Consider the following 25750-nt stretch of genomic DNA (forward strand, 5'->3'; position numbering starts at 1 on the left):
ATCACGGGCTCCGGCCGGAGATCGCTGCTCACGAACCCGCCGTGCGATCGTCGGCGATGGCCGCCGGCGCTATTTTGGCGCTGATTCGTCGGCTGTCCGTTGCCGTCTGAGGGTGACGATCGGATCACGCGCTGAGCCTGTGCCCCGGCTCGTACCGGCGGGTCGGCTGCGTCGCCCTGATCAACTCCCGCAGCGCCCACCTGTCGCCGTCGACGACGCCGAGCGATCTCGCCTGGACCAAGACGTTGCCCAGCGCGGTGGCCTCGACCGGGCCAGCGACCACCGGGAGCCCGCAGGCGTCGGCGGTGAGCTGGCACAGCAGCTCGTTCTTCGCACCGCCGCCCACCAGGTGGACGGCGTCGACCTCACGGCCGGACAGCGCGGCGGCCTCGCGGACGGTGCGCGCGTAGGCGGCGGCCAGGCTGTCCAGGATGCTGCGAACCAGTTCCGGCCGGGTCGCCGGGACGCGGGCGCCGGCGCGGCGGCAGGCGTCCTCGACCCGGGCCGGCATGTCGCCGGGTGGCAGGAAGATCGGGTCGTCGGTGTCGAAGACGGGACCACCCGGCGGCACCTCGGCGGCCGCGGCCAGCAGCGACGGCAGGTCGTCGACCCCGTCGGTTCCGGCCCGCCGCCAGGTGGCGATGGACTCGCTGAGCAGCCACAGGCCCATGACGTTGCGCAGGTATCTGATGGTGTTGTCGGTTCCACCTTCGTTGGTGAAGTTGGCCGTCCGGCTTGCCTCCGTGAGCACCGGCGCCTCCAGCTCGACGCCGACCAGCGACCACGTGCCGCAGGAGATGTAGGCGAACCGCCCGTCCGCGGCCGGGACGCCGACGACGGCGGACGCGGTGTCGTGCGAGCCGACGGCGGTGACGACGGCGGACGCGGGCAGGCCGGTGTCGTCGAGCACCTCCGGCCGCAGCGCGCCGACGACGTCACCGGGCCGGCGCAGCGGCGTGAACAGCGAGGTCGGCATTCCCGCAGCGGCGATCAGGTCGCCGGCCCAGTCACCGGCGCGTACGTCGAACAGCCCGGTGGTGGACGCGTTGGTCGCCTCGGTCGCCAGCGACCCGGTGAGCCAGTACGTCATCAGGTCCGGCAGCAGGGCGAGGTGCGCGGCCCGCGACAGCGCGTCTCCCTCGGCGACGAGCTGGTAGATGGTGTTGAACGGGAGGAACTGCAGCCCGGTGACGGCGTACAGGTCGCGCTCGCCGACCTTGCGGTGCACCGCGTCGGCGACGCCGTCGGTGCGTGCGTCGCGGTAGTGGTAGGGGTTGCCCAGGAGCCGGCCGTCGCCGTCGAGCAGTCCGTAGTCGACCGCCCAGGAGTCGATGCCGACGCTGCTCAGCCCGGCGTTGGACCGGGCGGCCGCCGCCAGCCCGTCGAGGACGTCTCGGTACAGGCGCAGGACGTCCCAGTGCAGCCCGTCGGGGAGCCGCACCGGGACGTTGGGGAACCGGTGCACCTCGGTGAGCTCGAGCCGCTGCCGGCCGACCCGGGCGAGCATGACCCGGCCGCTGGACGCACCGAGGTCGACGGCTGCGACCGTCGCGACGGGGGAGCTCACAGGCTCACCTCGGTGAGCTCCAGCCCCAGCACGTCGGCGACGGCGCGCAGCTCACCCACCCGGTGGCCGGTGCCCAGAGCCCAGTGGTGACCGACGCCGCTGCCGCTCCAGGTGTCGGTCCACTCGCCGGGATGGCAACCGAAGTCGACCCTCGACGTGGTGTTGCCGATCTGCAGCAGCGGCCCCGCGACCACCTCACCCTCGGACGCGACGAATCGCAGCGACCCGTCCTCGAGCTGTCCGACCCCGAACGCGGTGACCGGGCCGTGCGCGACGTCGAACTCCACGGACACGCCCCAGCCGCGCTTGCCGTGGAAGATCCCCAGGCCGCGCAGCAGCGGCCGCCGCGCGCTGATGGCGAGGTGGGCCGGTCCGTCGTGGCCCATCTCGACGACGCCGTCGATGAAGTCCAGCGCCTGGATCTCGGTGAACGAACCGCCAGCGCCGAGCCGGTCCATGATCAGCATCGCCAGCGACGTGCGGAGCTCGTACTCGCCGGCGGCCGGGATGCCGCGCGCGGTCAGCAGGGAGGCGCCGAGGATCATGCCGGCCGCCACCCGCTCGTGCGCGTCGCCGTTGAGGCCCCGGTGGTAGTAGGCCAGGCTGTCCAGCGAGAAGTCCTCGACCAGCCGGTCCAGCGCGACCGACACCGTCGCGCCCCAGCGGAAGTCCTCGTCGATGACGGACTCGTCGAGCTCGAAGAGGTCGCGAGCCAGCTCGAGCCGGCCGTCCACCTCGTCGTCGGTGACCTCCTCGACCCGGACCCGCAAATCGTCGATCTCGAGCACCTCGATGTGCCCGCCGAGCTGGGCCGGCACCAGCGTCAGGTCGGTCGCGACGTCCAGCATGCCGGGGTAGAGGTGCCCGAGCAGGCCGTGCCGCCCGTGCCGGAGCGCCCCGCGCACCCCGGCGGCGCGCACCCACCGGGCGATGCGCTCCCAGGCCCGCTCGTCCTCGACGTAGCCGGAGACGGAGCGGAACGGGACGCCGCAGCGGCGGAACGCGTTGGCCATCTCCGGCAGCGGGCAGGCGCCGCAGTAGGCCAGCCACTGGCCGGTGTCGAACGTCGCGTGGTCCATGCGTTCGGTCGGTTGGAGGTTGAGCAGCAGCACCGGAGCCCCGGACCGCTGCGCCACCGGCACCAGCATCGTCGCCGTCATGTAGGTGGTGAGGAACCCGACGATGAGGTCGCAGCCGGCCGCCCGCAGCTTCTCCGCCGCGGCCGCGCCCTCCTCCGCGTCGGAGATGAATCCGACGTCGACCACCTCGCAGTCGAGCTGGCCCAGGCGTTCGGAGACCCTTCGGGCCGAGCGCTGCAGCTGTGGCAGCAGGTCGGGGAACTGTGGCCAGTACGCGCCCAGCCCACCGGCCACCAGGCCGACCTTCGTCGGGCGGGGGCGTATCCGCTGGAGGCCCGGCGGCGGTGACGTGGACAGCGCTGTCTCGTTCACCTGCGTGGTCCTTTCTCTGGAGGCTGGGCGGGCGCGGCCTATCGCAGGAACGCGGCGGCGACTCCGGCGTCGACGGGGATGTGCAGGCCGGTGGTGTGTGAGAGTTGGCCGGCGGTGAGTGCGTAGACGGCGTTGGCGACGTGTTCGGGGAGGACTTCGCGCTTGAGCAGGGTCCGCTTGGCGTAGAACGCGCCCAGCTCGTCCTCGGGCACGCCGTAGACGGCGGCCCGCTGGGCGCCCCAGCCGGAGGCGAAGATCCCCGAACCGCGCACGACCCCGTCTGGGTTGACGCCGTTGACCCGGATGCCGTGCTCGCCCAGCTCGGCCGCGAGCAGCCGGACCTGGTGCGCCTGGTCGGCCTTGGTGGCACCGTAGGCGACGTTGTTGGGCCCGGCGAACACCCCGTTCTTGCTGGCGATGTAGACGATGTCCCCACCCAGCTGTTGGTCGATCATGACCCGGGCGGCTTGGCGGGAGACCAGGAACGACCCGCGGGCCATCACGTCGTGTTGCAGGTCCCAGTCCGCGGCGGTGGTCTCCAGCAGCGGCTTGGAGATGGACAGCCCGGCGTTGTTGACCACCAGGTCCACCCCGCCGAAGGCCAGCACCGCCTGCTCGAACGTGGCGGCGATCTGCTCCTCGCTGGTAACGTCGACGGTGACCGGCACCGCCACATCCGTGCCGCCGATCTCCGCGGCCACGTCAGCCGCCGCTTCGCCGTTCAGATCGGCGACCACCACGCAGGCGCCCTCGGCGGCCAGTCGCTGTGCGATCGCCTTGCCGATGCCCGACCCGGCGCCGGTGACCAGAGCGACCCGGGTGGCCAGCGGCTTGGGCTTGGGCATTCGGGCCAGTTTGGCCTCCTCCAGAGCCCAGTACTCGATCCGGAACTTCTCACTCTCTTCGATCGGGGCGTAGGTGGAGACGGCCTCGGCGCCGCGCATCACGTTGATGGCGTTGATGTAAAACTCCGCGGCCACCCGGGCGGTCTGGGCGTCCTTGCCGTAGGAGAACATCCCCACCCCGGGGATCAGCACGATCGCCGGGTCCGCGCCGCGCATGGCCGGACTGTCGGGCGTGGCGTGCTGGGCGTAGTAGGCGGCGTAGTCCTCCCGGTAGGCCGCGTGCAGCTCGCGCAGCCGGGCCACCGTCTCCTCCAGCGGCGCGGTCGCGGGCAGGTCCAGCACCAGCGGCCGGACCTTGGTGCGCAGGAAATGGTCTGGGCACGACGTGCCCAGCGCGGCCAGCCGGGCCAGCTTGTCCCGGGACAGGAACTCCAGTACGACGTCTGCGTCGGTGAAGTGCCCGACCTGCGGCTTGTCCGTCGAGGCCAGCCCGCGGACCACCGGCGCCAGTGCGGCGGCCCGGGCCCGGCGCTGCGGCTCCGGCAGCGGGCCGAATCCGTCGACAAGGGCGCCGAACGGCTCGGCCGACCCGCGCTCGGCCAGGAACGACTCGGCGGTGCGGATCATCCACAGCGAGTTGGCCTCGCACTCCTCGCTGGTGGCGCCCCACGCGGTGATGCCGTGGCCGCCGAGGACGCAGCCGATGGCTTCGGGGTGGGCGGCCTTGATCGCGGCAATATCCAGCCCGAGCTGGAACCCGGGCCGCCGCCACGGCACCCAGACGACCTTCTCGCCGAAGCACTCCTTGGTCAGCGCCTCGCCGTCGGCAGCCGTCGCCAGCGCGATGCCGGAGTCCGGGTGCAGGTGGTCGACGTGGGCGGCGTCGACCAGGCCGTGCATGGCGGTGTCGATCGACGGGGCCGCGCCTCCCTTGCCGTGCAGGCAGTAGTCGAACGCGGCGACCATCTCGTCCTCGCGGTCCACGCCCGGGTACACGTCGACCAGCGCGCGCAGCCGATCCAGCCGCAGCACCGCCAGGCCGCCCTCCGCCAGCGTGCCCAGGTCGCCACCGGAGCCCTTCACCCACAGCAGCTCCACGTCGGTGCCGGTCACCGGGTCCGTGCCGGTGCCCTTCGCCGACGTGTTCCCACCGGCATAGTTCGTGTTCCGCGGATCCGCGCCAAGACGGTTACTCCGCTCGATCAGGGCGGCAACAGTGCTCATGGGTCCTTCCCGGGTTCAGGGGTCAGCGCGGCCAGCTGGTCGTCGAGGTTGAACACCTCGTCCAACAGCCGCCAGGTCTCGTCGGGCCGGCCGCCGTCGGCGAACAGCTCGGCCATCTCCCGCTGCCAGCGGTCGTTCACCTCGGTGGCGGCCATGGCGGCCTGGGCCCGGTCGAGGTCGTCTGCCTCGACGTACCCGACCAACAGCCCGTCGTCGCCGAGGAAGATGGAGTAGTTGCGCCACTCGGTGTCGCGCAGCGCACGCAGCATGTCCGGCCAGACAGTCGCGTGCCGGCGGCGGTACTCGTCCAGCCGGTCGGTGCGTACGTGCGCGACGAAGCAGTAGCGCGGCACGGTCAGGCTCCCCAACCGGCCTGCACGCCGTCGGCCCGGGCGGCGGTGATGGTCTCGAAGTATCCGGAGCGGTGGTAGGCGCCGATCGGGTCGGGGTCGAGGCCGTGGTCCGCGCGCAGTTCCGCCAGCAGCGGCCGCACGTCGGTGTTGTAGGCGTCCATGAGCGCTGCGTTCGCGCCCAGCACGTCGCCGTCGGCCTGCGCCTTCGCCAGGGTGTCGTCGTCGACGAGGAGCGCCTTTGCCAGTGCCTCCTGCACGTTCATGACCGAGCGGATGATCGCCGGGATCTTCGGCTCGATGTTGTGGCACTGGTCGAGCATGAAGGCGATGCGCGCGGCCGGCTCGTGGGCGCCCGCACTGACGATCTCGTGCAGGATGCGGAAGAGCTGGAACGGGTCGGCGGCGCCGACCATGAGGTCGTCGTCGGCGTAGAAGCGGGAGTTGAAGTCGAACCCACCGAGCTTCGCGGCGCGCAGCAGGAACGCGACGATGAACTCGATGTTCGTGCCGGGGGCGTGGTGGCCGGTGTCGATGACCACCTGCGCCTTCTCGCCCAGCTCCATGCAGTGGGCGTACGACGTGCCCCAGTCCGGCACGTCGGTGGTGTAGAAGGCGGGCTCGAACAGCTTGTACTCCAGCAGCATCCGCTGGCCCTCACCGAGGCGCTGGTACGTCTCGGCCAGCGCCTCGGCGAGCCGGTCCTGCCGGGCCCGGATGCTGTCCTGGCCGGGGTAGTTGGTGCCGTCGGAGAACCACAGCTTGAGGTCGGCGGAGCCGGTGGCGTCCATGATGTCGACGCATTCGAGCAGGTGGTCGATGGCCTTGCGGCGGACGGCCGGGTCCGGGTTGGTGACGCTGCCGAGCTTGTAGTCGTCGTCCTGGAAGACGTTGGAGTTGATCGCGCCGATGCGCACACCTTGCTCCTTGGCGTGCGCGGCCAGCGAGGCGTAGTCGTCGACCTTGTCCCACGGGATGTGCAGCGAGACGGTGGGCGCACCGCCGGTGAGCCGGTTCACCACCGCCGCGTCGTCGATCTTCTCGTACGGGTCGCGGGGGACCCCTGGCTGACCGAACACCTTGAACCGGGTGCCGGAGTTGGCGTACGCCCACGAAGCCGTCTCCACCCCCAAGGCTCGGACTGCCGCTTTCACCGCGTCGTTGGTCCTCATGCGCTGCCTCCAGCCCCGCTCTTCGCCGCCCTGGTTGAACCGTTCCATCAAGCCGTAGGATGAATCGTTTCATATTTTCCTCGCAAGCTACGCTCCCCGGCCCGGCACGTCAAGCGGCGACGGCGCCGCACCGCGCCGTCGAGGCAGTAAGCTGCGACGATGGCAGGATCTCCGAACATCCGCGAGGTCGCGATGCGGGCCGGCGTGTCAGTCGGAACGGTCTCCAACGTGCTCAACCGCCCAGAGCTGGTGGCGGAGCAGACCCGCGAGCGCGTCAACGCGACCATCGCGGAGCTGGGCTTCGTCCGCAACGACTCCGCGCGGCAGCTGCGGGTGGGTCGCAGCCGCACTCTCGGACTCGTGGTGCTCGACGTCGCGAACCCGTTCTTCACCGACGTGGCCCGCGGCGTGGAGGACCTGGCCAACCAGGAGGGCCTCGCGGTCATCCTGTGCAACACCGACGAAGACCCGCGCAAGGAGTCCTCACACCTGGACCTGCTGGCCGAGATGCGCGTCCAGGGCGTGCTGATCAACCCGATCGACGTGTCGGACGGGCGCATCAAGGCGCTGCGGGAGCGCGGCACGCCGGTCGTCCTGTTCGACCGCATGGGCGACCCGACCGTCGAGTGCTCCGTGGCCGTCGACGACGTGCTGGGTGGCCGCCTGGCGTTGGAGCACCTGATCGAGAACGGCCACCGCCGGATGCTCTTCGTCGGTGGCCCGTTCACCCTGCGGCAGGTGCAGGAGCGCTACGACGGCGCCATGGACGCCATCGAGGCCAGCGGTGCCGACGTCGAGATGGGGGTCATGACGACGCCGGCCCTCAACGTCGTGGGCGGCCGGCTGGCCGGCGACCGCATCGCGGCATCCGGGGCGCCGCCGTCCGCGGTGTTCTGTGCCAACGACCTCGTCGCGCTCGGCGTCTTGCAGGCGCTCACGCACGCCGGGCTGCGGGTGCCGGCGGACGTGGCCATCGTCGGGTACGACGACATCGACTTCGCCGCCGCGGCCGCGGTGCCGCTGACCTCGGTGCGACAGCCACGTCAGCTGCTCGGCCGGACCGCCGCCGAGCTGCTGCTGGCCGAGACGACCGAGACCGAGCACGCCCACCGACAGGTGGTCTTCGAGCCGGAGCTGATCGTGCGCGATTCGAGCACCCTCCCTACTCGCACCTGAGAGATCCAGCTGCCCTTCGGCGAGGGACGGTTCGCTCCTACACATGCGGTTGATTCGATCGTGCAGCGTGCCGTCTGGTGCCCAGCTGACACGTGGGCCGGTAACGGCGCGAGTTGGCGGCGGCTGGTACGCGACCGGCCGCGCCCCGGCTGTTGACGTCCGGGTCGAGGCGCGACAGCCTGTGCCGTGATGTATGCCCGCCGTTCACAATCGGCCGATATGTTCTGCCCGGTCATGAAGTCTTGTAGGGGGTAGTTCCATGCGCCTCACCAGGCGTTTCCATGTTGCCCTGGCTGCCACCGCCGCCGTGGGCCTGTCCGGGGCCGGCCTCGCCGGCGCACCAGCCTTCGCCGAGGTCCCGCCGGGCGACGAAGTCCTCGTCGACGTCCTGGGCATCAACGACTTCCACGGCCGGCTCGAGGCCGACGGCCAGGCGGCCGGCGCCGCGATGCTCGCCGGCGCCGTCGACGAGCTGCGCGCCGAGAACCCAAACACGGTGTTCGGCGCCGCCGGTGACCTCATCGGGGCGTCCACCTTCACGTCCTTCGTCGACCAGGACCATCCGACGCTGGAGGCGTTGACCGCGGCCGGCCTGGACGTGAGCGCCGTCGGCAACCACGAGTTCGACCGTGGCTACTGCGACCTGGTCGACCGCGTCATCCCGTTCATCGAGGAGCAGGCGGCCGCGTACGGGCGCGATCCGTGGCACTACCTGGGCGCCAACGTCAAGATCGCTGACGGTCAGAGCACCGGCTGCACGAACGACGAGAACCTGACCGAGTCGTGGACGCGTACGTTCGACGGCGTCACCGTCGGCTTCGTCGGCGCCGTGACCGAGCACCTGCCCGAGCTTGTCAGCCCGAGCGGCATCGCGGCGCTCGACGTCCTCGACATCGTCGACGAGACCAACCGGGTCGCCGCCGACCTCAAGGCCGGCGGCGCCGATATCGTGGTGCTGCTGGTCCACGAGGGCGCGGCAACCACGGCCGTCGAGTCGGCCACTGACCCCGACAGCGACTTCGGCAGCATCGTCAACGGCGTGAGTGCCGACATCGACGCGATCGTCTCCGGCCACACCCACCTGGCCTACAACCACGCCATCGAGATCCCGGAGTGGGTCGAGGACGGCCGCGAGGTCACCACCCGGCCCGTGGTCAGCGCCGGCCAGTATGGCTACAACCTCAACCGGATCCGCTTCACCTACAGCGTCGACGACGAGGCGGTCGCCGCGGTCGAGTCCGAGATCATCCCGCTCACCGTCGAGAACGACGAGGGCGAGTGGGTGCCCAACCCGGAGTTCGCGCCGGACGAGACGGTCCAGGGCATCGTCGACGAGGCGGTGGCCAACGCCGAGGAGCTGGGCGCACAGAAGCTGGGCGACATCACCGCCGACTTCAACCGGGCCCGCAACAACCCGACCGAGGGGGAGCCCGAGGGATCGGAGAACCGGGGTGGCGAGTCGCCGCTGGGCAACTTCGTCGCCGACGTGCAGCTGGCGGCCGCGCAGGTGACCGACCCAGAGGCGCAGATCGCCTTCATGAACCCCGGCGGCCTGCGCGAGGACCTCGCCTACGCCAGCAGCGGCGCGGAGGACCCGGACGGCAACGTCACTTACCAGGAGGCGGCGGTGGTCCAGCCCTTCGCCAACACCCTGGTGACCACGACCCTGACCGGCGAGCAGATCGTCCAGGTGCTGGAGGAGCAGTGGCAGCCGGCGGGCGCGTCGCGACCGTTCCTCAAGCTGGGCGTCTCGGCCGGGCTCACCTACACCTACGATCCCGACGCGGCCGCCGGCGAGCGCATCACCTCCGTGACGCTCGACGGTGAGCCGCTCGACCCGGCCGGCGCCTACCGCGTCGTCGTCAACTCGTTCCTCGCCTCCGGCGGCGACAACTTCCTCACACTCGCCGAGGGCACCGACCCCACCGACACCGGCCAGATCGACCTGCAGGCCATGGTCGACTACCTCGGCGCCAACTCGCCGGCCACGCCCGACTACGCGCAGCGGTCCGTGGGCGTCAACTGGGTCACCGACCCCGCGGCGGTGTACACGCCCGGCGACGAGGTCGCCGTCGATCTCTCGTCGCTGCTGTACAGCAACGGCGAGCCGGTCGACGCGACGGCGACCGTGACGCTGGACGGCGTCGAGCTGGGCACCGTGGAGGTCGATCCGGCCATCGTCGACACGACGGACGAGGTCGGCCGGGCCTCGGTCAGCGTCACCATCCCGGCGGAGCCCGGTGCGACCACCGCGGAGGCCACCGAGACTGCGCTGGTCGTCTCGCTGCCGCAGACCGGTACCGAGGTCACCCTGCCGATCACCGTCGACCTGAGCGACGAGCCGGGCACCGACGACGGCACGGACGACGGCACGGACGATGGCGGCACCGCGGACGGCGGCGACGAGACCGGCACCGACGAGACCGGCACCGACGACGGTGACGACGAGACCGGCACGGACGACGGTGGCGACGAGACCGGCACCGACGACGGCGCGGAGCTGCCCGACACCGGCTCGTCCGGCGTGGTCTGGTGGGTCGTCGGCGGCATCGCGGTGCTGGTCCTCGGCGGGGGGCTGTTCGCGCTGTCGCGGCGCCGGAGCTCCGCGCCGGACGACGGGGCCGGCGGCTCGACCGTCTAGGACGACAGTGGTGGTGCCCCGCGGCGATCCGCGGGGCACCACCGTGAGACCACCCAGGGCACGACCGACGGGCACCCCGAGACACCATCGACCGCAGCACGAGTGTCACCAGCACCAGCGATCACCACACGAAAGGGTCGTCCGATGCGCTCGACACGGCGTTCCACCCGATGGCTGGCGGCCGTTGCCGCCGCCGGCCTAACCGGCGCGGGCCTCGCGACCGGCGCCGTCGCGGCCGGGCCGGCCCTGGCCGCCGACGGCGACCCCTTCATCTCCGAGATCCACTACGACAACGCCAGCACCGACACCGGCGAGGCCATCGAGGTGCAGGCCCCGGCCGGCACCGACCTCAGCGGCTGGCAGGTCGTCCTCTACAACGGCAACGGCGGCGCCGTATACAACACCCGGACGCTCAGCGGCGCGGTGCCGGAGGCCGGCGTCGTCGTCGCGACCTACCCCACCGACGGCGTCCAAAACGGCTCGCCCGACGGCGTGGCGCTGGTCCGCCCGGACGGCACCGTCGCGGAGTTCCTCTCCTACGAGGGCTCGATGACGGCGGCAGGCGGCCCGGCCGACGGCATGACGAGCGTCGACCTCGGGGTCGCCGAGGCGAGCAGCACCCCGGCTGGCCAGTCGCTGCAGAAGGTCGACGGCGCCTGGACCGGGCCGCTGCGGAACACGTTCGGCGCGGTCAACGGCGGCGACCCGGACCCCGACCCCGAGCCGCGGGACGCCACCATCCCCGAGATCCAGGGCACCGGGGCCGATTCACCGCTGGCCGGCGCCGTCGTGACCACGTCGGGCGTCGTCACGGCCACGTACCCCACCGGCGGGTTCGCCGGCTACTACCTCCAGACCCCGGGCAGCGGCGGCGACGAGCCCCGCGCGGGGTCGGACGCGGTGTTCGTGTACTCGCCGGACACCGTCGGCGACGTCGAGATCGGCGACCACGTCGAGGTTACCGGCGAGGTCACCGAGTACTTCGGCCTCACCGAGATCGAGGTGGCCGACGACGGGCTGGAGCCGCTCCCGGAGCCGGCCGAGGCGGTCAAGCCGGTCACCTTCGAGCTGCCAGCCGATGCCGCCGGTCGCGAGGTCTACGAGGGAATGCTGGTCCGCCCGGTCGACGGCTACGTCGTCTCCGACACCTTCGCCCTGGGCGGCTGGGGCTCCAGCGCGTTCGGATCGATCGGGCTCGGCCTCGGTGGCCCGCTGGTGCAGGAGACCGACGTCGCGGCGCCCGGCACGCCGGAGTACGACGCCGCCGTCGCCGACAACGCTGCCCGGGCGGTCACGCTGGATGACGGCCAGTCCAACCGGACGGCCACCAGTGCCGAGGTGCCGTACCTGTCGACGGGCGCGCCGCCGCGCACCGGTGCCGGCGTCACGTTCCACCAGGACGTCATCTTCGACTACCGCTTCCAGTGGAACTTCCAGCCGACGGAGCCGGTCACCGGGCCCGCGCCCGACGTCGTCACGTTCGACACCGGCAACTCCAGGGCCGCCAACGCCGCCCCGGAGGACGTCGGCGGCGACCTGAAGATCGCCACGTTCAACGTGCTCAACTACTTCACGACACTCGGCGTCGACCTGCCCGGCTGCGAGCCCTATGTCGACCGCGAGGGCAACCCGATCAGCGTCGCCGGCGGCTGCGACGCGCGCGGCGCATGGGACGAGGAGAACCTCGAGCGCCAGGAGGGCAAGATCGTCGCGGCGATCAACGGCCTGGGCGCCGACGTCGTCTCGCTGGAGGAGATCGAGAACTCCGCCAAGTTCGGCACCGACCGCGACGAGGCGCTGGCCATCCTGGTCGAGGCGCTGAACGAGGACGCCGGCGCGGGCACCTGGGCGTACGTGGCGTCACCGGCCCAGCTGCCGCCGCTGGCCGATGAGGACGTCATCCGCAACGCGTTCATCTACCGGACCGCGGCGGTCGAGCCGGTGGGCGAGGCGGTCATCCTGACCGGAGACCCGGCCTTCGACAACGCCCGCGAACCGCTGGCGCAGCGCTTCGTCTCGGTCGAGTCCGGATACGAGTTCCTGGCGATCGTCAACCACTTCAAGTCCAAGGGCGGCGACTGCGGCGAGCCGCCCGAGGGCTGCTTCGACGCCGACCGGGTGGCCCAGGCGGAGTCGCTGGTGGCCTTCGCCGACGGCCTGGCCGAGCAGACCGGCGTCGAGGACGTGTTCCTGCTCGGCGACTTCAACGCCTACGGCCAGGAGAACCCGATGCGGGTGCTCTACGAGGCCGGCTACACCGATCTGAACAGCGCCTACGCCGGCGAGCACACCTATGTCTTCGACGGCAAGGTCGGCTCGCTCGACCACGTGCTGGCCAGCTCGTCGGTCACCGAGGCCGGCCTGGTCAGCGGCGTCGATGTCTGGAGCGTCAACTCGGTGGAGTCGGTGCTGTTCGAGTACTCGCGGTTCAACTACTTCGCCAGCCACCTGTTCGAGCCGGACACCGTGTTCCGGGCCAGCGATCACGACCCGATCCTGGTCGGTGTGCACGACCCGCGGATGATGTGTGCGGACCAGCGGGCCACCATCGCCGGCACCGACGAGCGGGACGTGCTGCGCGGCACCCAGGGCGACGATGTCGTCGTCGGGCTCGGTGGCGACGACATCATCATCGGCCTGGACGGCGACGACGTCGTCTGCGGCGGTGACGGCGACGACCGCATCCTCGGCGGGCTCGGCGACGACGCCCTGCACGGCGGTGCCGGCGACGACGACATCGACGGCGGCCGCGGCGACAACACGATCGCCCAGGACTGACGCTGGGCGGCCACCATGAGGAGGGACCCCCGGCTCCGCGATCTCCTAGAGTGTCCGGCATGACCGAGCTCGCTGCCGCCGTCGAGGCCGTCCTGCCGTCCGTCCGCGCCGACCTCGAAAGGCTCGTGCGCATCCGCAGCATCAGCGCCGACCCTGCCCGCGCCGACGATGTGCGCGCCAGCGCCGAGGCGGTCGCCAAGCTGGCCCGTGGTGCGGGCGCGGCAGAGGCCGACGTCGTCAGCGTCGACGGTGGCGCGCCGGGCGTCATCGCCCGCTGGCCCGCGCCCGAGGGCGCGCCGACGGTGCTCCTGTACGCCCACCACGACGTCCAGCCGACGGGCCCGCGCGAGCAGTGGAGCAGCGACCCGTTCGAGCCGACCGAACGCGACGGGCGGCTGTACGGTCGCGGCGTCTCCGACGACAAGGCCGGCGTCGCGACGCACATCGCGGCTCTGCGTGCGTTCGCCGGCCGGCCCCCGGTCGGCGTCGTGCTGTTCGTCGAGGGCGAGGAGGAGATCGGCTCGCCGACGTTCACGTCGTTCCTGAGCACGTACCGCGACCGGCTGGCCGCCGACGTCATCGTCGTCGCCGACTCCGCCAACTGGACCCCGGAGGTCCCGGCGCTCACCACCAGCCTGCGTGGCCTCGCCGACTGTGTCGTCACCGTCCGCGTCCTCGACCACGCCGTGCACTCCGGCGTCTTCGGCGGACCGGTCCTCGACGCGCTCACCTCGCTGAGCCGGCTGCTGGCCACGCTGCACGACGAGAAGGGCGACGTCGCGGTCGCGGGCCTGGACGAGGGCGAGGCCTCCGACGTCGACTACCCCGAGGCCCGGTACCGGACCGAAGCCGGCGTGCGCGACGGTGTCGAGCTCTCCGGCACCGGTCCGCTGGCCGACCGGCTGTGGACCCGCCCGGCGCTGTCGGTGCTCGCCATCGACGCACCGGCGGTGGCCGACGCCGCGAACATCCTGCTGCACGAGGCGCGGGCCAAGGTGAGCCTGCGGCTGCCCGCGGCGCACGACCCGCAGGCCGCCCTGGACGCGTTGATCGCACACCTGCGCGGCCACGCCGAGTTCGGGGTGGAGGTCGAGATCAGCGACACCACCGTGGGCGGCGGCAGCGCGCTGCCGACGTTCGGCCCGGTCGTCGAGGCGGCCGAGGAGGCGCTCACCGAGGCGTTCGGGGTGCCGTCGGTGCGCGCCGGCATGGGCGGGTCGATCCCGTTCATCGCCGAGTTCGAGGAGACCTTTCCGGACGCCACCGTGCTGGTCACCGGCGCCGGCGACCCCGAATGCCGGGCGCACGGGCTGGACGAGAGCCTGCATCTGGAGATGTTCGCCAAGGGCTGCCTGGCCGAGGCGCTGCTGCTGGAGCGTCTGTCCGGTGTCCGGCCGGCCGCGCCGCGATGACCCGCTACGCCGCGCTGCTGCGCGGCATCAACGTCGGCGGGCACAACACCGTGCGCATGGCCGACCTGCGCACCCTGGTGGAGGCGCTGGGCCACACCGACGTCGTCACGTACATCAACAGCGGCAACGTCGTGTTCACCGACGGCACGCCCGGTGCGGACCGCGCCGCGCTGGAGACGGCCATCGAGGACCGGCTCGAGCAGGAGCTGGGGCGGCGCATCGCGGTCCTCGTGCGCTCACGCGACGAGCTGGCCGAGGCGGTGGCGGCCAACCCGTTCCCGGACGCCGCCCCGCCCCGGGTGCTGCTGGCGTTCCTGCGTTCCGTACCGGCACCGGCCGACCTCGCCCGCGCGGGCGAGGTCGAGTCCGGCGACGACGAGTTCCGGCTCCTCGGGTCGACGCTCTACCTGCACTGCCCGGACGGCATGGGCCGGAGCAAGCTCGCGGCGGCGTTGAGCAAGCCCACCGCCGACGGCACGTCGCGCAACCTGGCCACGGTCCGGAAGCTGGTGGAGCTGGCCGACCGCGCTGGCTGAGCCGCCAGTCGTATGTGATATCCGCTCAACCAGCCGTCCCAGTTGCCCGGCGCTGGGACACTCTGTGGCATGGACAACGAGGCCATCCTGTTACAGGTGCGCGACGGCGAGCTGGTCGGCGTCGGTTCCTGGGTCTACGTGTGGCTGCGGCCCGGTCCGGACCAGCCCGTGATCTACGTGGGCAGCACCGGGGTGCCGCCGGTCGTGCGCACCTGGCTCCACCTGCACGACGCCGACCCCGACGTCGGCCGGGTCGCGGCCCGTTACCCGGCCGCCGCGCACGAACCCATGGACGTGCTGGCGTTCCCGGTGCCACGGCACCTGGAGCGTGCGGCGGTGAAGGCGGCACTGGTCGACCTGCTGGACATGCGCGGTCTGCTGTCCGAGTTCTACGTCGGCGACCAGCCCGGTCTCCTCACCCCCGACGGCGGCACCTCACCGACGGTCGGCTGGATCGCGGACCAGATCGCCGCACACACCAGCCAGGATCATCGGCTGTGAGGGTGGGTGAGCGCGCGGTCGACCAGCGTGTCGGAGAGCTCGCGCAGCCGGCGCCGGGCGCTCGCGTCCGCGGCCTGTGGGTTCGGCGTCGCCTCCATGGTCTGATCGAAGTAGACGCCGCTGACCTCGGCCAGCCCTGGGTCCACGACGAGCCGCAGGGTGGCCTCGCCGCCGTCGTCGAGCGTGCTCAGCGGCCGCAGGTCGGTCTCGCGCACCATAGTGGTGTCCATGAGGCTGGCCGGGTGCAGGGCGTTCACCGTCACGCCGGAGCCGCGCAACTCCGCGGCCAGGTCGATGGTGAACATGATCTGCGCCAGTTTGCTCCGCCGGTAGGCGCGAAACCCGTCGTAGCCCTGCTCCAGCATGGGGTCGGCGAAGTCGATGGGCGCCTGGCCGATCGAGGCGACGTTGACGATGCGGGCCGGTGCCGACTTCAGCAGCGTCGGCAGCAGCCGCCGGGTCAGGTGGTAGCCGGCGAGGTAGTTGACGGCGAACCGCAGCTCGTAGCCGTCGGCGCTCAGCTCGCGCCCGCCGCCGGGCGCCCCGAACCCGACGGCGGCGTTGTTGACCAGCACGTCGAGCGTGTCGAACCGGTCCGCGACCTCATCGGCCAGCCGATCCACCTGCGCCAGTTCGGCGAGGTCGGCGAGCAGGGTGCCCGCCGGCTCGCGGCCTCCGGCCCCGCGGATCTCGGCAGCGGTCCGGTCCAGCCGCGCCTGGTTGCGGCCGTGCAGCACGACCTCGGCGCCGTCCGCTGCCAGCCGGAGGGCGAGCCAGCGCCCCAGCCCGTCGGTGGCCCCTGTGATCAACACCTTCATGGTGATGCGAACCACACCGCGGCGGCTCCTCTTCCCCGTGATCATCAACCATTTCGGGGGCGATGGCGCGGGGAATCGTTGATGATCATGGGTTCCCCCTACACTGGGTGCCGTGGCCCGGGGTGATGGACGACTCACACACGACATCGACCCACAGGAGAAGGCGCCGCAGGACGCCTGCGGCATCTTCGGGGTGTGGGCACCCGACGAAGAGGTCGCCAAGCTCACCTACTTCGGCTTGTACGCGCTGCAGCACCGCGGCCAGGAGTCCGCGGGCATCGCGGTGGGCAACGGCGAGCAGATCCTCGTCTACAAGGACATGGGCCTGGTCAGCCAGGTGTTCGACGAGTCGACGCTGAACACGCTGACCGGCCACGTCGCCGTCGGGCACACCCGCTACTCCACCACCGGCGGAAGCCACTGGCAGAACGCCCAGCCCACGCTCGGCGCCACCCCGGCAGGCACTGTCGCGCTGGCACACAACGGCAACCTCACCAACACCCCTGAGCTGCTCGAGCTGGTCCACCAGCGCGTGGGCAACGACACCGGCGAGCTGCGCTACGGCAACACCACCGACACCGCGCTCATCACCGCGCTGATGGGCTCCTACGCCGACCGGACGCTCGAGGAGAGCGCCCAGGTGGTGCTGGCCCAGGCCCGGGGTGCGTTCTCGCTGGTGTTCAGCGACGAGTCCACGCTGTACGCCGCTCGCGATCCGCAGGGCGTCCGGCCCCTGGTGCTGGGACGGTTGGAACGCGGCTGGGTCGTCGCCAGCGAGACCGCCGCGCTCGACATCGTCGGTGCCTCCTTCATCCGCGAGGTCGAGCCGGGTGAGCTGGTGGCCGTCGACGCGGACGGTCTGCGCTCGCACCGGTTCGCGGCCGCGGACCCGAAGGGCTGCCTGTTCGAGTTCGTCTACCTGGCCCGGCCCGACACCCACATCTCCGGCCGGTCGGTGCACCAGACCCGGGTCGAGATCGGCCGGCGGCTGGCCCGCGAGCACCCGGTCGACGCCGACCTCGTCATCCCGGTGCCGGAATCGGGCACGCCCGCCGCCGTCGGGTACGCCGAGGAGTCCGGCATCCCGTACGGCATGGGCCTGGTCAAGAACGCCTACGTCGGCCGCACGTTCATCCAGCCGTCGCAGACCCTGCGCCAGCTGGGCATCCGGCTCAAGCTCAACCCGCTGCGCGAGATCGTCGCCGGCAAGCGGCTCGTCGTCGTCGACGACTCCATCGTGCGCGGCAACACCCAGCGGGCCCTGGTGCGGATGCTGCGCGAGGCCGGCGCCAGCGAGGTCCACGTGCGCATCTCCAGCCCGCCGGTCACCTGGCCGTGCTACTACGGCATCGACTTCGCCACCCGCGCCGAGCTCATCGCCACCGGACTGTCCGTCGACGAGATCTGCCGTTCGATCGGTGCCGACTCGCTGGCCTACGTCGACCTCGACGAGCTGGTCGAGGCCTCCACGGTGCCGAAGGACCGGCTGTGCCGGGCCTGCTTCGACGGCGTCTACCCGATCCAGCCGCCGGAGCGGGCCGGCAAGGACGTGCTGGAGCAAGCGACCATCCCTGGCATCGGCGGACGCGAGTCGTCGGACCGCGAGGGCCATGAGCGATCCGCGTCACTCGGAGACCCCAGCGACGGCCTGAATACGCTGCTCAGCGCGGGTGGGGCCGCCGACTCACTGAAGCGGCCGTGATCGAAGTTGTGACAAATTGCCCGAAATGTGGTTGCCTGCTCTTCGGTCACGAAATGGTCTCGACCGCTGACGAGGGAGGAACGTAGTGCCGCGATCCCGTCATGGACGGTCTCGCCACCGACGCACCAGGGTCCATCCGTTCACTCGTCGCCTCGTCATCTTCGTCGCCCCGGCCGTCGTCGTCGCCGGTGCCGCCGGCGGACTGGTTCTCTGGCCGGACGACACCGACGGGTCGGCCGCAGCCGACGCCACCACGACGCTCGGCATCCCGGAGCGCGAGCAGCTTCCCAGCCGCGGTGAGGATCGCGGCGAGCTGCCGCCGGTCACGCCGAACGCCGCGCCGAGCGGGACACCGTCGCCCAGTCCCACGCCGACACCCACGCCGACCCCCACTCCGACCCCGACCCCGACTCCCACGCCGACTCCGGCGCCCGCGCCGAAGCCGACGGTGGCCGGCCACATGTTCGTCACGGCCGGGCTGAACGTGCGCACCGAACCGGACTTGGAGGCCGAGGTGCAGACGGTGCTGGGCACCGGCACACAGGTGGCCGTCACCGGCGCCACCAACGGCACGTGGTCGCAGATCCTGATCGACGACGAGGTCTTCTGGGTCGCCACCGAGTACCTGTCGGAGACCGAGCCAGAGGACGAGCCGTCCGGCGGCATCTCCGCGGCCGAGTGCGAGTCCGGTTCCGAGGTCGAGGACGGCCTCCAGCCCGACGCGATCCGCGTGCACCGCGCCGTCTGCGCGGCCTTCCCCGACGTCTCCTCCTACGGCGGGCTGCGCTCCGGCGACGGCGGCGAGCACGGCGAGGGCCGGGCGCTGGACATCATGGTCCGCGGCTCGCTCGGCGACGAGATCGCCGCCTACGTCCGTGAGAACTACGAGGCGCTCGGTGTCAGCGAGGTCATCTGGGAGCAGCGCATCTGGACCGTCGAGCGAGCCGACGAGGGCTGGCGCTGGATGGAGGACCGCGGCGACGACACCGCGAACCACTACGACCACGTCCACGTCACCGTGTACGGCAACGAGGGCACCAGCTGACCTCCCGCTGAATGATCATGTTGAGTATGGTGCGCCGCTTCACCGGACGTCACGCGGATTTCACGTGCCCCACCACGAATGTAACCATGGTGAAGCGCGGGAAGACCTCGTGAAGCCGACGTCCTCGAGAGTCGGGCGGTTACGCTCTTCCCGTGTCGAGCAGTGAGCCTGCGCCCTCGGGTGCCACCTATGCCAGCGCCGGTGTCGACATCGAGGCCGGTGACCGAGCCGTCGAGCTGATGAAGGAGTGGGTTGCCAAGACCCGCCGCCCCGAGGTCGTCGGTGGCCTCGGCGGGTTCGCCGGGCTCTTCGACGCCAGTGCGCTCAAGTCCTACCGGCGGCCGCTGCTGGCCACCAGCACCGACGGGGTCGGCACCAAGGTGGCGGTCGCGCAGCGGATGGACGTCCACGACACCATCGGGTTCGACCTGGTCGGCATGGTGGTCGACGACATCGTCGTCTGCGGCGCCGAGCCGCTGTTCATGACCGACTACATCGCGTGCGGCCAGGTGGTGCCGGAGCGCACCGCAGCCGTCGTCAAGGGCATCGCCCAGGCATGTGTGGCCGCCGGCTGCGCCCTCAGCGGCGGCGAGACCGCCGAACATCCCGGCCTGCTGGGTCCGGACGAGTACGACGTGGCCGGCGCGGTCACGGGCGTGGTGGAGGCCGATGAGCTGCTCGGGGCGCAGCGCGTGCGTGAGGGCGACGTCGTGGTGGCCATGGCGTCGTCGGGGCTGCACTCCAACGGCTACTCGCTGGTGCGGCACGTGTTCTTCGACCTCGCCGGCTGGAAGGTCGAGCGGGAGGTTCCGGAGTTCGGCCGGACCCTGGGCGAGGAGCTGCTGGAGCCCACCCGCATCTACGCACAGGACTGCTTGGCGCTGGCCGACGCCGTCGAGGTGCACGCGATGTCGCACGTGACCGGCGGCGGGCTCGCGGCCAACCTGGCCCGGGTGCTGCCCGACACCGCCCATGCCAGGCTGGACCGCTCGACGTGGGCGCCGAAGCGGGTGTTCACGCTGGTGGGCGAGCTGGGTGGGGTCAGCGAGCTAGAGCTCGAGCGGACCCTCAACATGGGCGTGGGCATGGTGGCGGTGGTGGCTGCCGACGCCGCTGACGCGGCGCTACGACTGCTCGCCGACCGTGGCGTGGAGTCGTGGGTGGCTGGCGAGGTGGTAGCCGGAACCGGCGTCGCGACCTTGCATGGCTACTACCGCGGCTGAGCGCGTCGCCGAGCAGCTTTGGCGGCCTGCTGGCACCGGATGCCCGGGACCAGCAGACCGTCTCGCTCTATGTGGACCCGGTCAACCCGCGTGACGACGGGCTTCGCCGTCGTCGTCGTCGAGGTAACTCGCGTACTCATCGTCCTCGGCAAGGTCGGGTTCCTCGCCACCATCGCCGTCGGTGCCCAACTCGCGCTGCAAAGCGTCGAAGTCGGTGTCAAGTGTCTGGTACTTCAACCGACGGGCGACCTTTGTCTGCTTGGCCTTGGCCCGGCCGCGCCCCATAGGGTCGACCCCCTCGCACAAAACCGGGGCGACCAGTTCACCGGACGCCCTCGTTTCCCTTCGAATGACATCTGCTCGTAGGGATAACGGTACAGGGTCCGAGCCTGTTCCGCCTCATCCGGTTCCAACTACGGCGTGGCCGCGGCCATCAGCCGAGGTAGACGTCGCGCAGCCGGGCGACCGCGGCGATCCGCCGCTCCGCGAGCCGGTCAGCGGCCACCGCGGGTGGCACGCCGTCCTCCCCGGCCAGCGCGAAGATGTCGCGAGTGGTCCGGAAGATCTGCTGCGCCTTGGCCTGGGCGCGGTCGAAGGAGAATCCGTGCAGTTCGTCGGCCACTTGGATCACGCCGCCGGAGTTGACCACGTAGTCGGGCGCGTAGAGGACGCCGGCGTCGTCGAGCTGCTTCTCGATGCCCGCATGCGCCAGCTGGTTGTTCGCGCCGCCGCAGACCGCGGCCACTCCGTTGTCGGTCAGCGCGGCGACCGTGTCGTCGTCCAGTGCGCCGCCGAGGGCGCATGGCGCGTACACGTCGACGCCGGCGCGAACGAGGGCATCGGCATCGTCGACGACGTCCACTTGCGGGTGGATGGTGCGCACCTGCTCCACCGCCTGCTCGGACACGTCGGTGACGACGACGGAGGCGCCGTCGTCGAGCAGCAGCCCGGCGAGCTTCGAGCCCACCTTGCCAACCCCGGCGATGCCAACGCGTCGGCCGGTCAGGGTGGTGCTGCCCCACAGCCGCTCCGCGCACGCGCGCATGCCTTGGAAAACGCCGTAGGCGGTGAGGACGCTGGAGTCACCGGCGCCGCCCTCGGCCGGCGAACGACCGGTGACCCACCGGCTCTCGCGCGCCACGACGTCCATGTCGGCGACGTAGGTGCCGACGTCGCAAGCGGTGATGTAGCGGCCGCTGAGCGATGCCTGGAAGCGCCCGTAGGCACGCAGCAGCGTCTCGGACTTGTCGAGGTCGGGGTCGCCGATGATGACGGCCTTGCCGCCGCCGTGATCGAGGCCGGCAAGCGCGTTCTTGTACGTCATGCCGCGCGAGAGCCGCAGGACGTCGTCGAGCGCGGCCTCCTCCGATTCGTACGGGTAGAACCGGGTACCGCCGAGGGCGGGTCCCAGCGCGGTCGAGTGAAGGGCGATGATGGCTCGTAGTCCGCTGCCTGCGTCGTGACAGAACACGACCTGTTCGTGTCCGGTGTGGCGGCCGAATACCAGGGGCGACGCCTCGGTCATGGTGGTGACCCTTTCACGTCCGGGCCCGCCGGGGTGGTGCGGGCTTGATGTCACGCTCACTTTAGGACGAGCGAGGAGGCGTTTGGTGAGGAGATGGCGTGGCAACCCCTGGGCGATCCTGCTCACTCTGTGCCTCGGGTTCTTCATGACGCTGCTCGACGTGACGATCGTGAACATCGCGATCCCGAGCATGATGGACGACCTCGGCGCCTCGCTCGACGAGATCCTCTGGGTGATCAACTCCTACGTCATCATGCTCGCGGTGCTCGTCATCACGGCGGGCCGGCTCGGCGACCTGCGCGGCCAGCGGGCCATGTTCATTCTCGGTGTCGCCGTCTTCACCACGGCCTCGCTTGCCTGCGGGCTGGCGCACGGCCCGGCCATGCTCATCGCGTTCCGGGTGCTGCAGGGGATCGGCGCGGCGATCCTCATGCCGCAGACGTCGGCGCTACTGATCACGACCTTCCCGCCGGAGCGGCGGGGCACCGCTTTCGGCATCTGGGGTGCGGTAGCCGGCGTCGCCACCGTCGCCGGCCCTACCCTCGGCGGGTTCCTGGTCACGGCGTTCGACTGGCGGTGGATCTTCTTCATCAACGTGCCGGTCGGCGTGCTCGTCCTGACCATGGCGTGGGCGATCATCCCGGAGCCGCCGCGCCGGGCGCGACACTCACTCGATCTGCCAGGCGTCCTGTTGGCCAGCCTCGCCCTGGTGTGCCTCACGTTCGGTCTGGTGGAGGGCGAGCGGTTCGGCTGGGGTGAGGTCTGGGCGTTCGTCTCCATTCCGGCGCTGCTGGTGACCGGCGGCGTGCTGCTGGCGATCTTCCTGATCCTCCAGGCCCGCCGGCAGCAGCGGGAGCCGCTGATCCCGTTCGGGCTGTTCAGCGACCGCAACTACTCAGTGATGAACGTGGTGGCCGGCCTGGTCTCCATCGCCATGATCGGCACATTCCTGCCGATCACCATCTACCTGCAGTCCGTGCTGGGCTTCTCCGCGCTGCGCGCGGGTCTGACCCTCGCGCCGATGTCGGCGGTGTCGATGGTGGTGGCTCCGTTCGCCGGTCGGCTCAGCGACCGCGTGGGCGGCAAGTACATCCTGATGTCGGGACTGTTGCTGTTCGGCGGCGGCATCAGCTGGTTCGCCCTGGCGGCCTCGGCGGACTCCGAGTGGTGGCACTTCCTCGCGCCGCTGCTCGTAGCGGGGCTGGGCCTGGGTGGCGTCTTCGCGCCGATGAACACGGTGGCGATGCGCGACGTTCCCGGCCGGGTGGCGGGTGCGGCCTCCGGGGTGCTCAACACCAACCGGCAACTGGGTCAGGTGCTCGGCAGCGCGTCGGTCGGAGCGGTGTTGCAGAGCCTGCTCGTCGGCAGTCTGCATTCCCAGGCTGTTGCGGCCGCAACAGAATTGCCGTCCGGCGTTCGCCAGCCGTTCGTCTCGGGTTTCGAAGATGCCGCCGCGGGCGGTCTGCAGGTCAGCGCCGCGGAAGACGACATTGACTTTGCACTACCACCTGGAGTTTCTGAAGAAGTCGTGGGAAAGATCGCCGAAATGGCCCACGATGTGTTCATACAGGGCTATGTTGATGCAATGAAGCCGACGCTGATCGTTCCGGTCGCTGCCGTGACCTGTGGGGCACTGCTGTGTCTCGCAGTCAAGCGGCGGCGAACGGACCGGGAAGCGGCGGCCGAGGGTGCTGGCGCTCGGACGATCTCCGACGCCAGATGACCCGGCCTGGCATGACTTGGGCCGGTTCGCGGCTTACGTCGACCTTACGTAGGCTAGAGGCATCCTGGGTAGACATCATCCGAATGGATGGCATGGTCCAGCCGTACGGAGGTGCCGACCCAGGGTGGCGGCAAGGTGGAATATACCGGTGTGGCGGGAAACCTCCCGCTATAGTTCTAAGGAGGTGACGATGGCGACCAGGACGCAAGACGCCGAGCCCCTCCTCACTCCTGCCGAGGTGGCGGCCATGTTCCGGGTGGATCCGAAGACGGTGACCCGGTGGGCCAAGGCCGGCAAGCTCACGTCGATCCGGACGCTCGGTGGCCACCGGCGGTACCGCGAGTCCGAGGTGCGTGCGCTGCTCAACGGGCAAGGTTCCGCAGTGGAGCGCGTCGAGGTGGGCGAGCTCTAGAGGGGTGAGAATCGCCTCAGCATACGCTCGACATTTACCGGGCGGGGGCGGTACACGGGGAAGTCAGGCTGGGCTCGTAGGCGGCGGGCCAAGCCGGCGGAGGGGGCTGCGCGGCAACGCGTAACTAGAAGTCGTGCGACGTGTGAGTCACGATGCGCGCGAGACGGGTCGGCGTCGCAGGTGTGGCGTGATCATTCTCCTGGGTGGGACATGATCGTCACGCACACCGATGAAGCCGCCAGACGTCGACACGGGCGGCATGCACGGTTGCCGCCCGTGTCTGCTTCTTTCGACAATCACTTTCTTTTCTCGACCGAGGGCTTTCTTTTCTGGCGGCGTGATCGCTCCGCCGTCTCCCCGATCATCACATCGGCCGATCGGCCATTCTTTCGTCACGCAGGGTCGCTTGCGGGAACAACAATTCACCTTTCAATCAACACTGCCGCGATTGGTGATCACCTCGCGGGAATGCAATGGTGGTTGCGGTGATGTGACGCCGTCCGAGCCATTCTGCCGGCGATTGTCATGCCGCTGCTTCTCGGTGCGTTGAGGTGTCGGCGTTCAGGGTGCCGGCACAGGCGGCGGGTCGGCGGCCGCCCGATCCTCGACGGAACGGCGACGGCGGGCGAGGTCGGTCAGCGACGCCGGACTCCAGGCGCCGTCGGGATGGTAGGCGTTCCGGCCCGGCGGCATTATCTGGTCGATGCGGTTCAGCGTGGCGTCGTCGAGAGTGACCGCCGCGCCGTCGAGCAGGCTGGTCAGCTGCTCCATGGTCCGCGGCCCGATGATCGTGGCGGTGACGGCGGGGTGTGTCAGCGTGAAGGCGATGGCCAGCTGCGGCAGCGTGCAACCGATGTCGTCGGCCACCTCGACCAGCCGCTCGACGATGTCGAGCTTGGCGGCGTTCTCCGGGATCGACGGGTCGAAGCGGGCGGGGTTGAGCGCCGGGCGTCCGGTCGTGAGGTCAACCGGCCGGCCCTTGCGGTACGCCCCGGACAGGAAGCCGGAGGCCAGCGGGCTCCACACCAGCACGCCCATCCGGTAGCGCTGGCACACCGGGAGCACGGAGGTCTCGACGGCGCGGGCCAGCAGGGAGTACGGCGGCTGCTCGGTGCGGAACCGGTGCAGGCCGCGCCGATCGGCGACGTGATGCGACTCAACGATCTCCTCGGCGGGGAACGTGGAGCAACCGAACGCGCGGATCTTGCCGGCACGGACCAGGTCCGTCAGGACCGACAGCGTCTCCTCGACGTCGGTGGCGTCGTCGGGCCGGTGCACCTGGTAGAGGTCGATCCAGTCGGTCTGCAGCCGGGCAAGGCTCTCCTCGACCGCCGTCGTGATCCAGCGCCGCGAGTTGCCCCGGCGGTTGACGTCGTCGCCTATGGGGAAGTGCACCTTCGTGGCGAGGACGACGTCGTCACGGCGGCGGCCGCGAAGCGCCTTGCCGACGATGACCTCCGACTCACCCGCGGAGTACATGTCCGCGGTGTCGACGAAGTTGACGCCCCGGTCAAGGGCGGCGTGGATGACGCGGGCGCCGTCGTCGTGGTCGGGGTTGCCGACGGCGCCGAACATCATGGTCCCGAGGCAGTACGGACTCACGTGGATGCCGGTGCCGCCGAGGGGCCGGTAGCGCATGGGGTCTCCCT

General features: G+C 70.8%; 21 protein-coding genes. 12 read left to right on the top strand and 9 right to left on the bottom strand.

Going from position 1 to position 25750, the window contains the following annotated elements:
• Window positions 1-124: 124 nt before the first annotated feature.
• Genes E1269_RS06145 through rhaI form a run of 5 tightly spaced genes read right to left on the bottom strand, consistent with a single transcriptional unit; the run spans window position 125 to window position 6609 of the window.
• Window positions 125-1567 carry a rhamnulokinase gene (locus E1269_RS06145; protein ID WP_203433004.1) on the bottom strand — a complete coding sequence of 481 codons (1443 nt, stop codon included), beginning with the start codon at window positions 1565-1567 and terminating at the stop codon, window positions 125-127.
• Complete coding sequence (locus E1269_RS06150; protein ID WP_203433006.1) at window positions 1564-3018, bottom strand: L-fucose/L-arabinose isomerase family protein; 1455 nt, start codon at window positions 3016-3018, stop codon at window positions 1564-1566. Before E1269_RS06150 ends, E1269_RS06145 begins: the two co-directional genes overlap by 4 nt.
• 38 nt (window positions 3019-3056) lie before the next feature.
• Window positions 3057-5087, bottom strand: a complete 2031-nt coding sequence (locus tag E1269_RS06155) for a bifunctional aldolase/short-chain dehydrogenase (RefSeq protein WP_131892456.1) — start codon at window positions 5085-5087, stop codon at window positions 3057-3059.
• Complete coding sequence (locus E1269_RS06160) at window positions 5084-5440, bottom strand: L-rhamnose mutarotase (RefSeq protein ID WP_131892458.1); 357 nt, start codon at window positions 5438-5440, stop codon at window positions 5084-5086. Before E1269_RS06160 ends, E1269_RS06155 begins: the two co-directional genes overlap by 4 nt.
• Window positions 5441-5442: 2 nt before the next feature.
• Window positions 5443-6609, bottom strand: a complete 1167-nt coding sequence (gene rhaI, locus E1269_RS06165) for an L-rhamnose isomerase (RefSeq protein ID WP_131892461.1) — start codon at window positions 6607-6609, stop codon at window positions 5443-5445.
• 159 nt (window positions 6610-6768) lie between these two features.
• Here rhaI and E1269_RS06170 point away from each other — a divergent pair, with 159 nt between their 5' ends.
• The 6 genes from E1269_RS06170 (at window position 6769) to E1269_RS06195 (ending at window position 15653) form a co-directional block, all read left to right on the top strand.
• Complete coding sequence (locus E1269_RS06170; RefSeq protein ID WP_131892463.1) at window positions 6769-7785, top strand: LacI family DNA-binding transcriptional regulator; 1017 nt, start codon at window positions 6769-6771, stop codon at window positions 7783-7785.
• A gap of 259 nt (window positions 7786-8044) precedes the next feature.
• Window positions 8045-10426: a 5'-nucleotidase C-terminal domain-containing protein gene (locus E1269_RS06175; protein WP_131892465.1), complete on the top strand. Its 2382-nt coding sequence runs from the start codon at window positions 8045-8047 to the stop codon at window positions 10424-10426.
• Window positions 10427-10570: 144 nt separating this feature from the next.
• Entirely contained in the window at window positions 10571-13204 is a 2634-nt protein-coding gene (locus tag E1269_RS06180) for an ExeM/NucH family extracellular endonuclease (protein ID WP_131892467.1), read from the top strand.
• Window positions 13205-13263: 59 nt separating this feature from the next.
• A complete protein-coding gene (locus E1269_RS06185) occupies window positions 13264-14616 on the top strand; it encodes a dipeptidase (RefSeq protein ID WP_131892469.1) in 1353 nt (450 codons plus the stop codon).
• Window positions 14613-15152, top strand: coding sequence for a DUF1697 domain-containing protein (locus E1269_RS06190; protein WP_131892471.1), 540 nt, complete (start codon window positions 14613-14615; stop codon window positions 15150-15152). The genes E1269_RS06185 and E1269_RS06190 overlap by 4 nt, the downstream gene beginning before the upstream one ends.
• A 69-nt stretch (window positions 15153-15221) precedes the next feature.
• The gene (locus E1269_RS06195; RefSeq protein ID WP_131892473.1) at window positions 15222-15653 is read left to right on the top strand and encodes a hypothetical protein; all 432 of its coding nucleotides are present in this window, start codon (window positions 15222-15224) and stop codon (window positions 15651-15653) included.
• Here E1269_RS06195 and E1269_RS06200 read toward each other — a convergent pair.
• On the bottom strand, window positions 15641-16471 hold the full coding sequence (locus tag E1269_RS06200) for an SDR family NAD(P)-dependent oxidoreductase (protein WP_131892475.1): 831 nt from the start codon (window positions 16469-16471) through the stop codon (window positions 15641-15643). The genes E1269_RS06195 and E1269_RS06200 overlap by 13 nt on opposite strands.
• A 112-nt stretch (window positions 16472-16583) precedes the next feature.
• On the opposite strand from E1269_RS06200, the gene purF reads away from it, so the two are divergent.
• The 3 genes from purF (at window position 16584) to purM (ending at window position 20441) form a co-directional block, all read left to right on the top strand.
• Window positions 16584-18173 (top strand): amidophosphoribosyltransferase, encoded by a 1590-nt coding sequence (gene purF / locus E1269_RS06205; protein ID WP_131892477.1) that lies wholly within the window; start codon window positions 16584-16586, stop codon window positions 18171-18173.
• Window positions 18174-18258: 85 nt separating this feature from the next.
• Window positions 18259-19218, top strand: coding sequence for an SH3 domain-containing protein (locus E1269_RS32765; RefSeq protein ID WP_203433010.1), 960 nt, complete (start codon window positions 18259-18261; stop codon window positions 19216-19218).
• 152 nt (window positions 19219-19370) lie between these two features.
• Complete coding sequence (purM, locus tag E1269_RS06220; RefSeq protein WP_131892483.1) at window positions 19371-20441, top strand: phosphoribosylformylglycinamidine cyclo-ligase; 1071 nt, start codon at window positions 19371-19373, stop codon at window positions 20439-20441.
• An 81-nt stretch (window positions 20442-20522) separates the two neighbouring features.
• Here the strand turns inward: purM and E1269_RS06225 are convergent, their stop codons facing one another.
• Both E1269_RS06225 and E1269_RS06230 read right to left on the bottom strand, forming a co-directional pair.
• The gene (locus E1269_RS06225) at window positions 20523-20726 is read right to left on the bottom strand and encodes a DUF3073 domain-containing protein (protein WP_131892485.1); all 204 of its coding nucleotides are present in this window, start codon (window positions 20724-20726) and stop codon (window positions 20523-20525) included.
• A gap of 148 nt (window positions 20727-20874) precedes the next feature.
• The gene (locus E1269_RS06230) at window positions 20875-21966 is read right to left on the bottom strand and encodes a Glu/Leu/Phe/Val dehydrogenase dimerization domain-containing protein (protein WP_131892487.1); all 1092 of its coding nucleotides are present in this window, start codon (window positions 21964-21966) and stop codon (window positions 20875-20877) included.
• A gap of 85 nt (window positions 21967-22051) precedes the next feature.
• Here E1269_RS06230 and E1269_RS06235 point away from each other — a divergent pair, with 85 nt between their 5' ends.
• The 3 genes from E1269_RS06235 to E1269_RS06245 all read left to right on the top strand — a co-directional run bounded on the left by E1269_RS06235 (window position 22052) and on the right by E1269_RS06245 (window position 24590).
• Window positions 22052-23689 carry a DHA2 family efflux MFS transporter permease subunit gene (locus E1269_RS06235; RefSeq protein WP_131892727.1) on the top strand — a complete coding sequence of 546 codons (1638 nt, stop codon included), beginning with the start codon at window positions 22052-22054 and terminating at the stop codon, window positions 23687-23689.
• A gap of 190 nt (window positions 23690-23879) precedes the next feature.
• Window positions 23880-24101 (top strand): BldC family transcriptional regulator, encoded by a 222-nt coding sequence (locus E1269_RS06240; protein WP_026874431.1) that lies wholly within the window; start codon window positions 23880-23882, stop codon window positions 24099-24101.
• A gap of 210 nt (window positions 24102-24311) precedes the next feature.
• A complete protein-coding gene (locus E1269_RS06245; protein ID WP_131892489.1) occupies window positions 24312-24590 on the top strand; it encodes a hypothetical protein in 279 nt (92 codons plus the stop codon).
• Window positions 24591-24662: 72 nt separating this feature from the next.
• Here the strand turns inward: E1269_RS06245 and E1269_RS06250 are convergent, their stop codons facing one another.
• A complete protein-coding gene (locus E1269_RS06250) occupies window positions 24663-25739 on the bottom strand; it encodes an aldo/keto reductase (protein WP_131892491.1) in 1077 nt (358 codons plus the stop codon).
• Between the last annotated feature and the right edge of the window lie 11 nt (window positions 25740-25750).

The sequence above is a fragment of the Jiangella asiatica genome (assembly GCF_004349065.1).
GTDB classification, from domain to species: domain Bacteria; phylum Actinomycetota; class Actinomycetes; order Jiangellales; family Jiangellaceae; genus Jiangella; species Jiangella asiatica.

Coding starts and splice junctions, on each gene's coding strand:
- E1269_RS06240 (WP_026874431.1), top strand. CDS start 23,880: ATGGCGACCAGGACGCAAGACGCCGAGCCCCTCCTCACTCCTGCCGAG.
- E1269_RS06250 (WP_131892491.1), bottom strand. CDS start 25,739: ATGCGCTACCGGCCCCTCGGCGGCACCGGCATCCACGTGAGTCCGTAC.
- E1269_RS06155 (WP_131892456.1), bottom strand. CDS start 5,087: ATGAGCACTGTTGCCGCCCTGATCGAGCGGAGTAACCGTCTTGGCGCG.
- E1269_RS06195 (WP_131892473.1), top strand. CDS start 15,222: ATGGACAACGAGGCCATCCTGTTACAGGTGCGCGACGGCGAGCTGGTC.
- rhaI (WP_131892461.1), bottom strand. CDS start 6,609: ATGAGGACCAACGACGCGGTGAAAGCGGCAGTCCGAGCCTTGGGGGTG.
- E1269_RS06230 (WP_131892487.1), bottom strand. CDS start 21,966: ATGACCGAGGCGTCGCCCCTGGTATTCGGCCGCCACACCGGACACGAA.
- E1269_RS06245 (WP_131892489.1), top strand. CDS start 24,312: ATGATCGTCACGCACACCGATGAAGCCGCCAGACGTCGACACGGGCGG.
- E1269_RS06185 (WP_131892469.1), top strand. CDS start 13,264: ATGACCGAGCTCGCTGCCGCCGTCGAGGCCGTCCTGCCGTCCGTCCGC.
- E1269_RS06200 (WP_131892475.1), bottom strand. CDS start 16,471: ATGAAGGTGTTGATCACAGGGGCCACCGACGGGCTGGGGCGCTGGCTC.
- E1269_RS06225 (WP_131892485.1), bottom strand. CDS start 20,726: ATGGGGCGCGGCCGGGCCAAGGCCAAGCAGACAAAGGTCGCCCGTCGG.
- E1269_RS06190 (WP_131892471.1), top strand. CDS start 14,613: ATGACCCGCTACGCCGCGCTGCTGCGCGGCATCAACGTCGGCGGGCAC.
- E1269_RS06170 (WP_131892463.1), top strand. CDS start 6,769: ATGGCAGGATCTCCGAACATCCGCGAGGTCGCGATGCGGGCCGGCGTG.
- E1269_RS06175 (WP_131892465.1), top strand. CDS start 8,045: ATGCGCCTCACCAGGCGTTTCCATGTTGCCCTGGCTGCCACCGCCGCC.
- E1269_RS06180 (WP_131892467.1), top strand. CDS start 10,571: ATGCGCTCGACACGGCGTTCCACCCGATGGCTGGCGGCCGTTGCCGCC.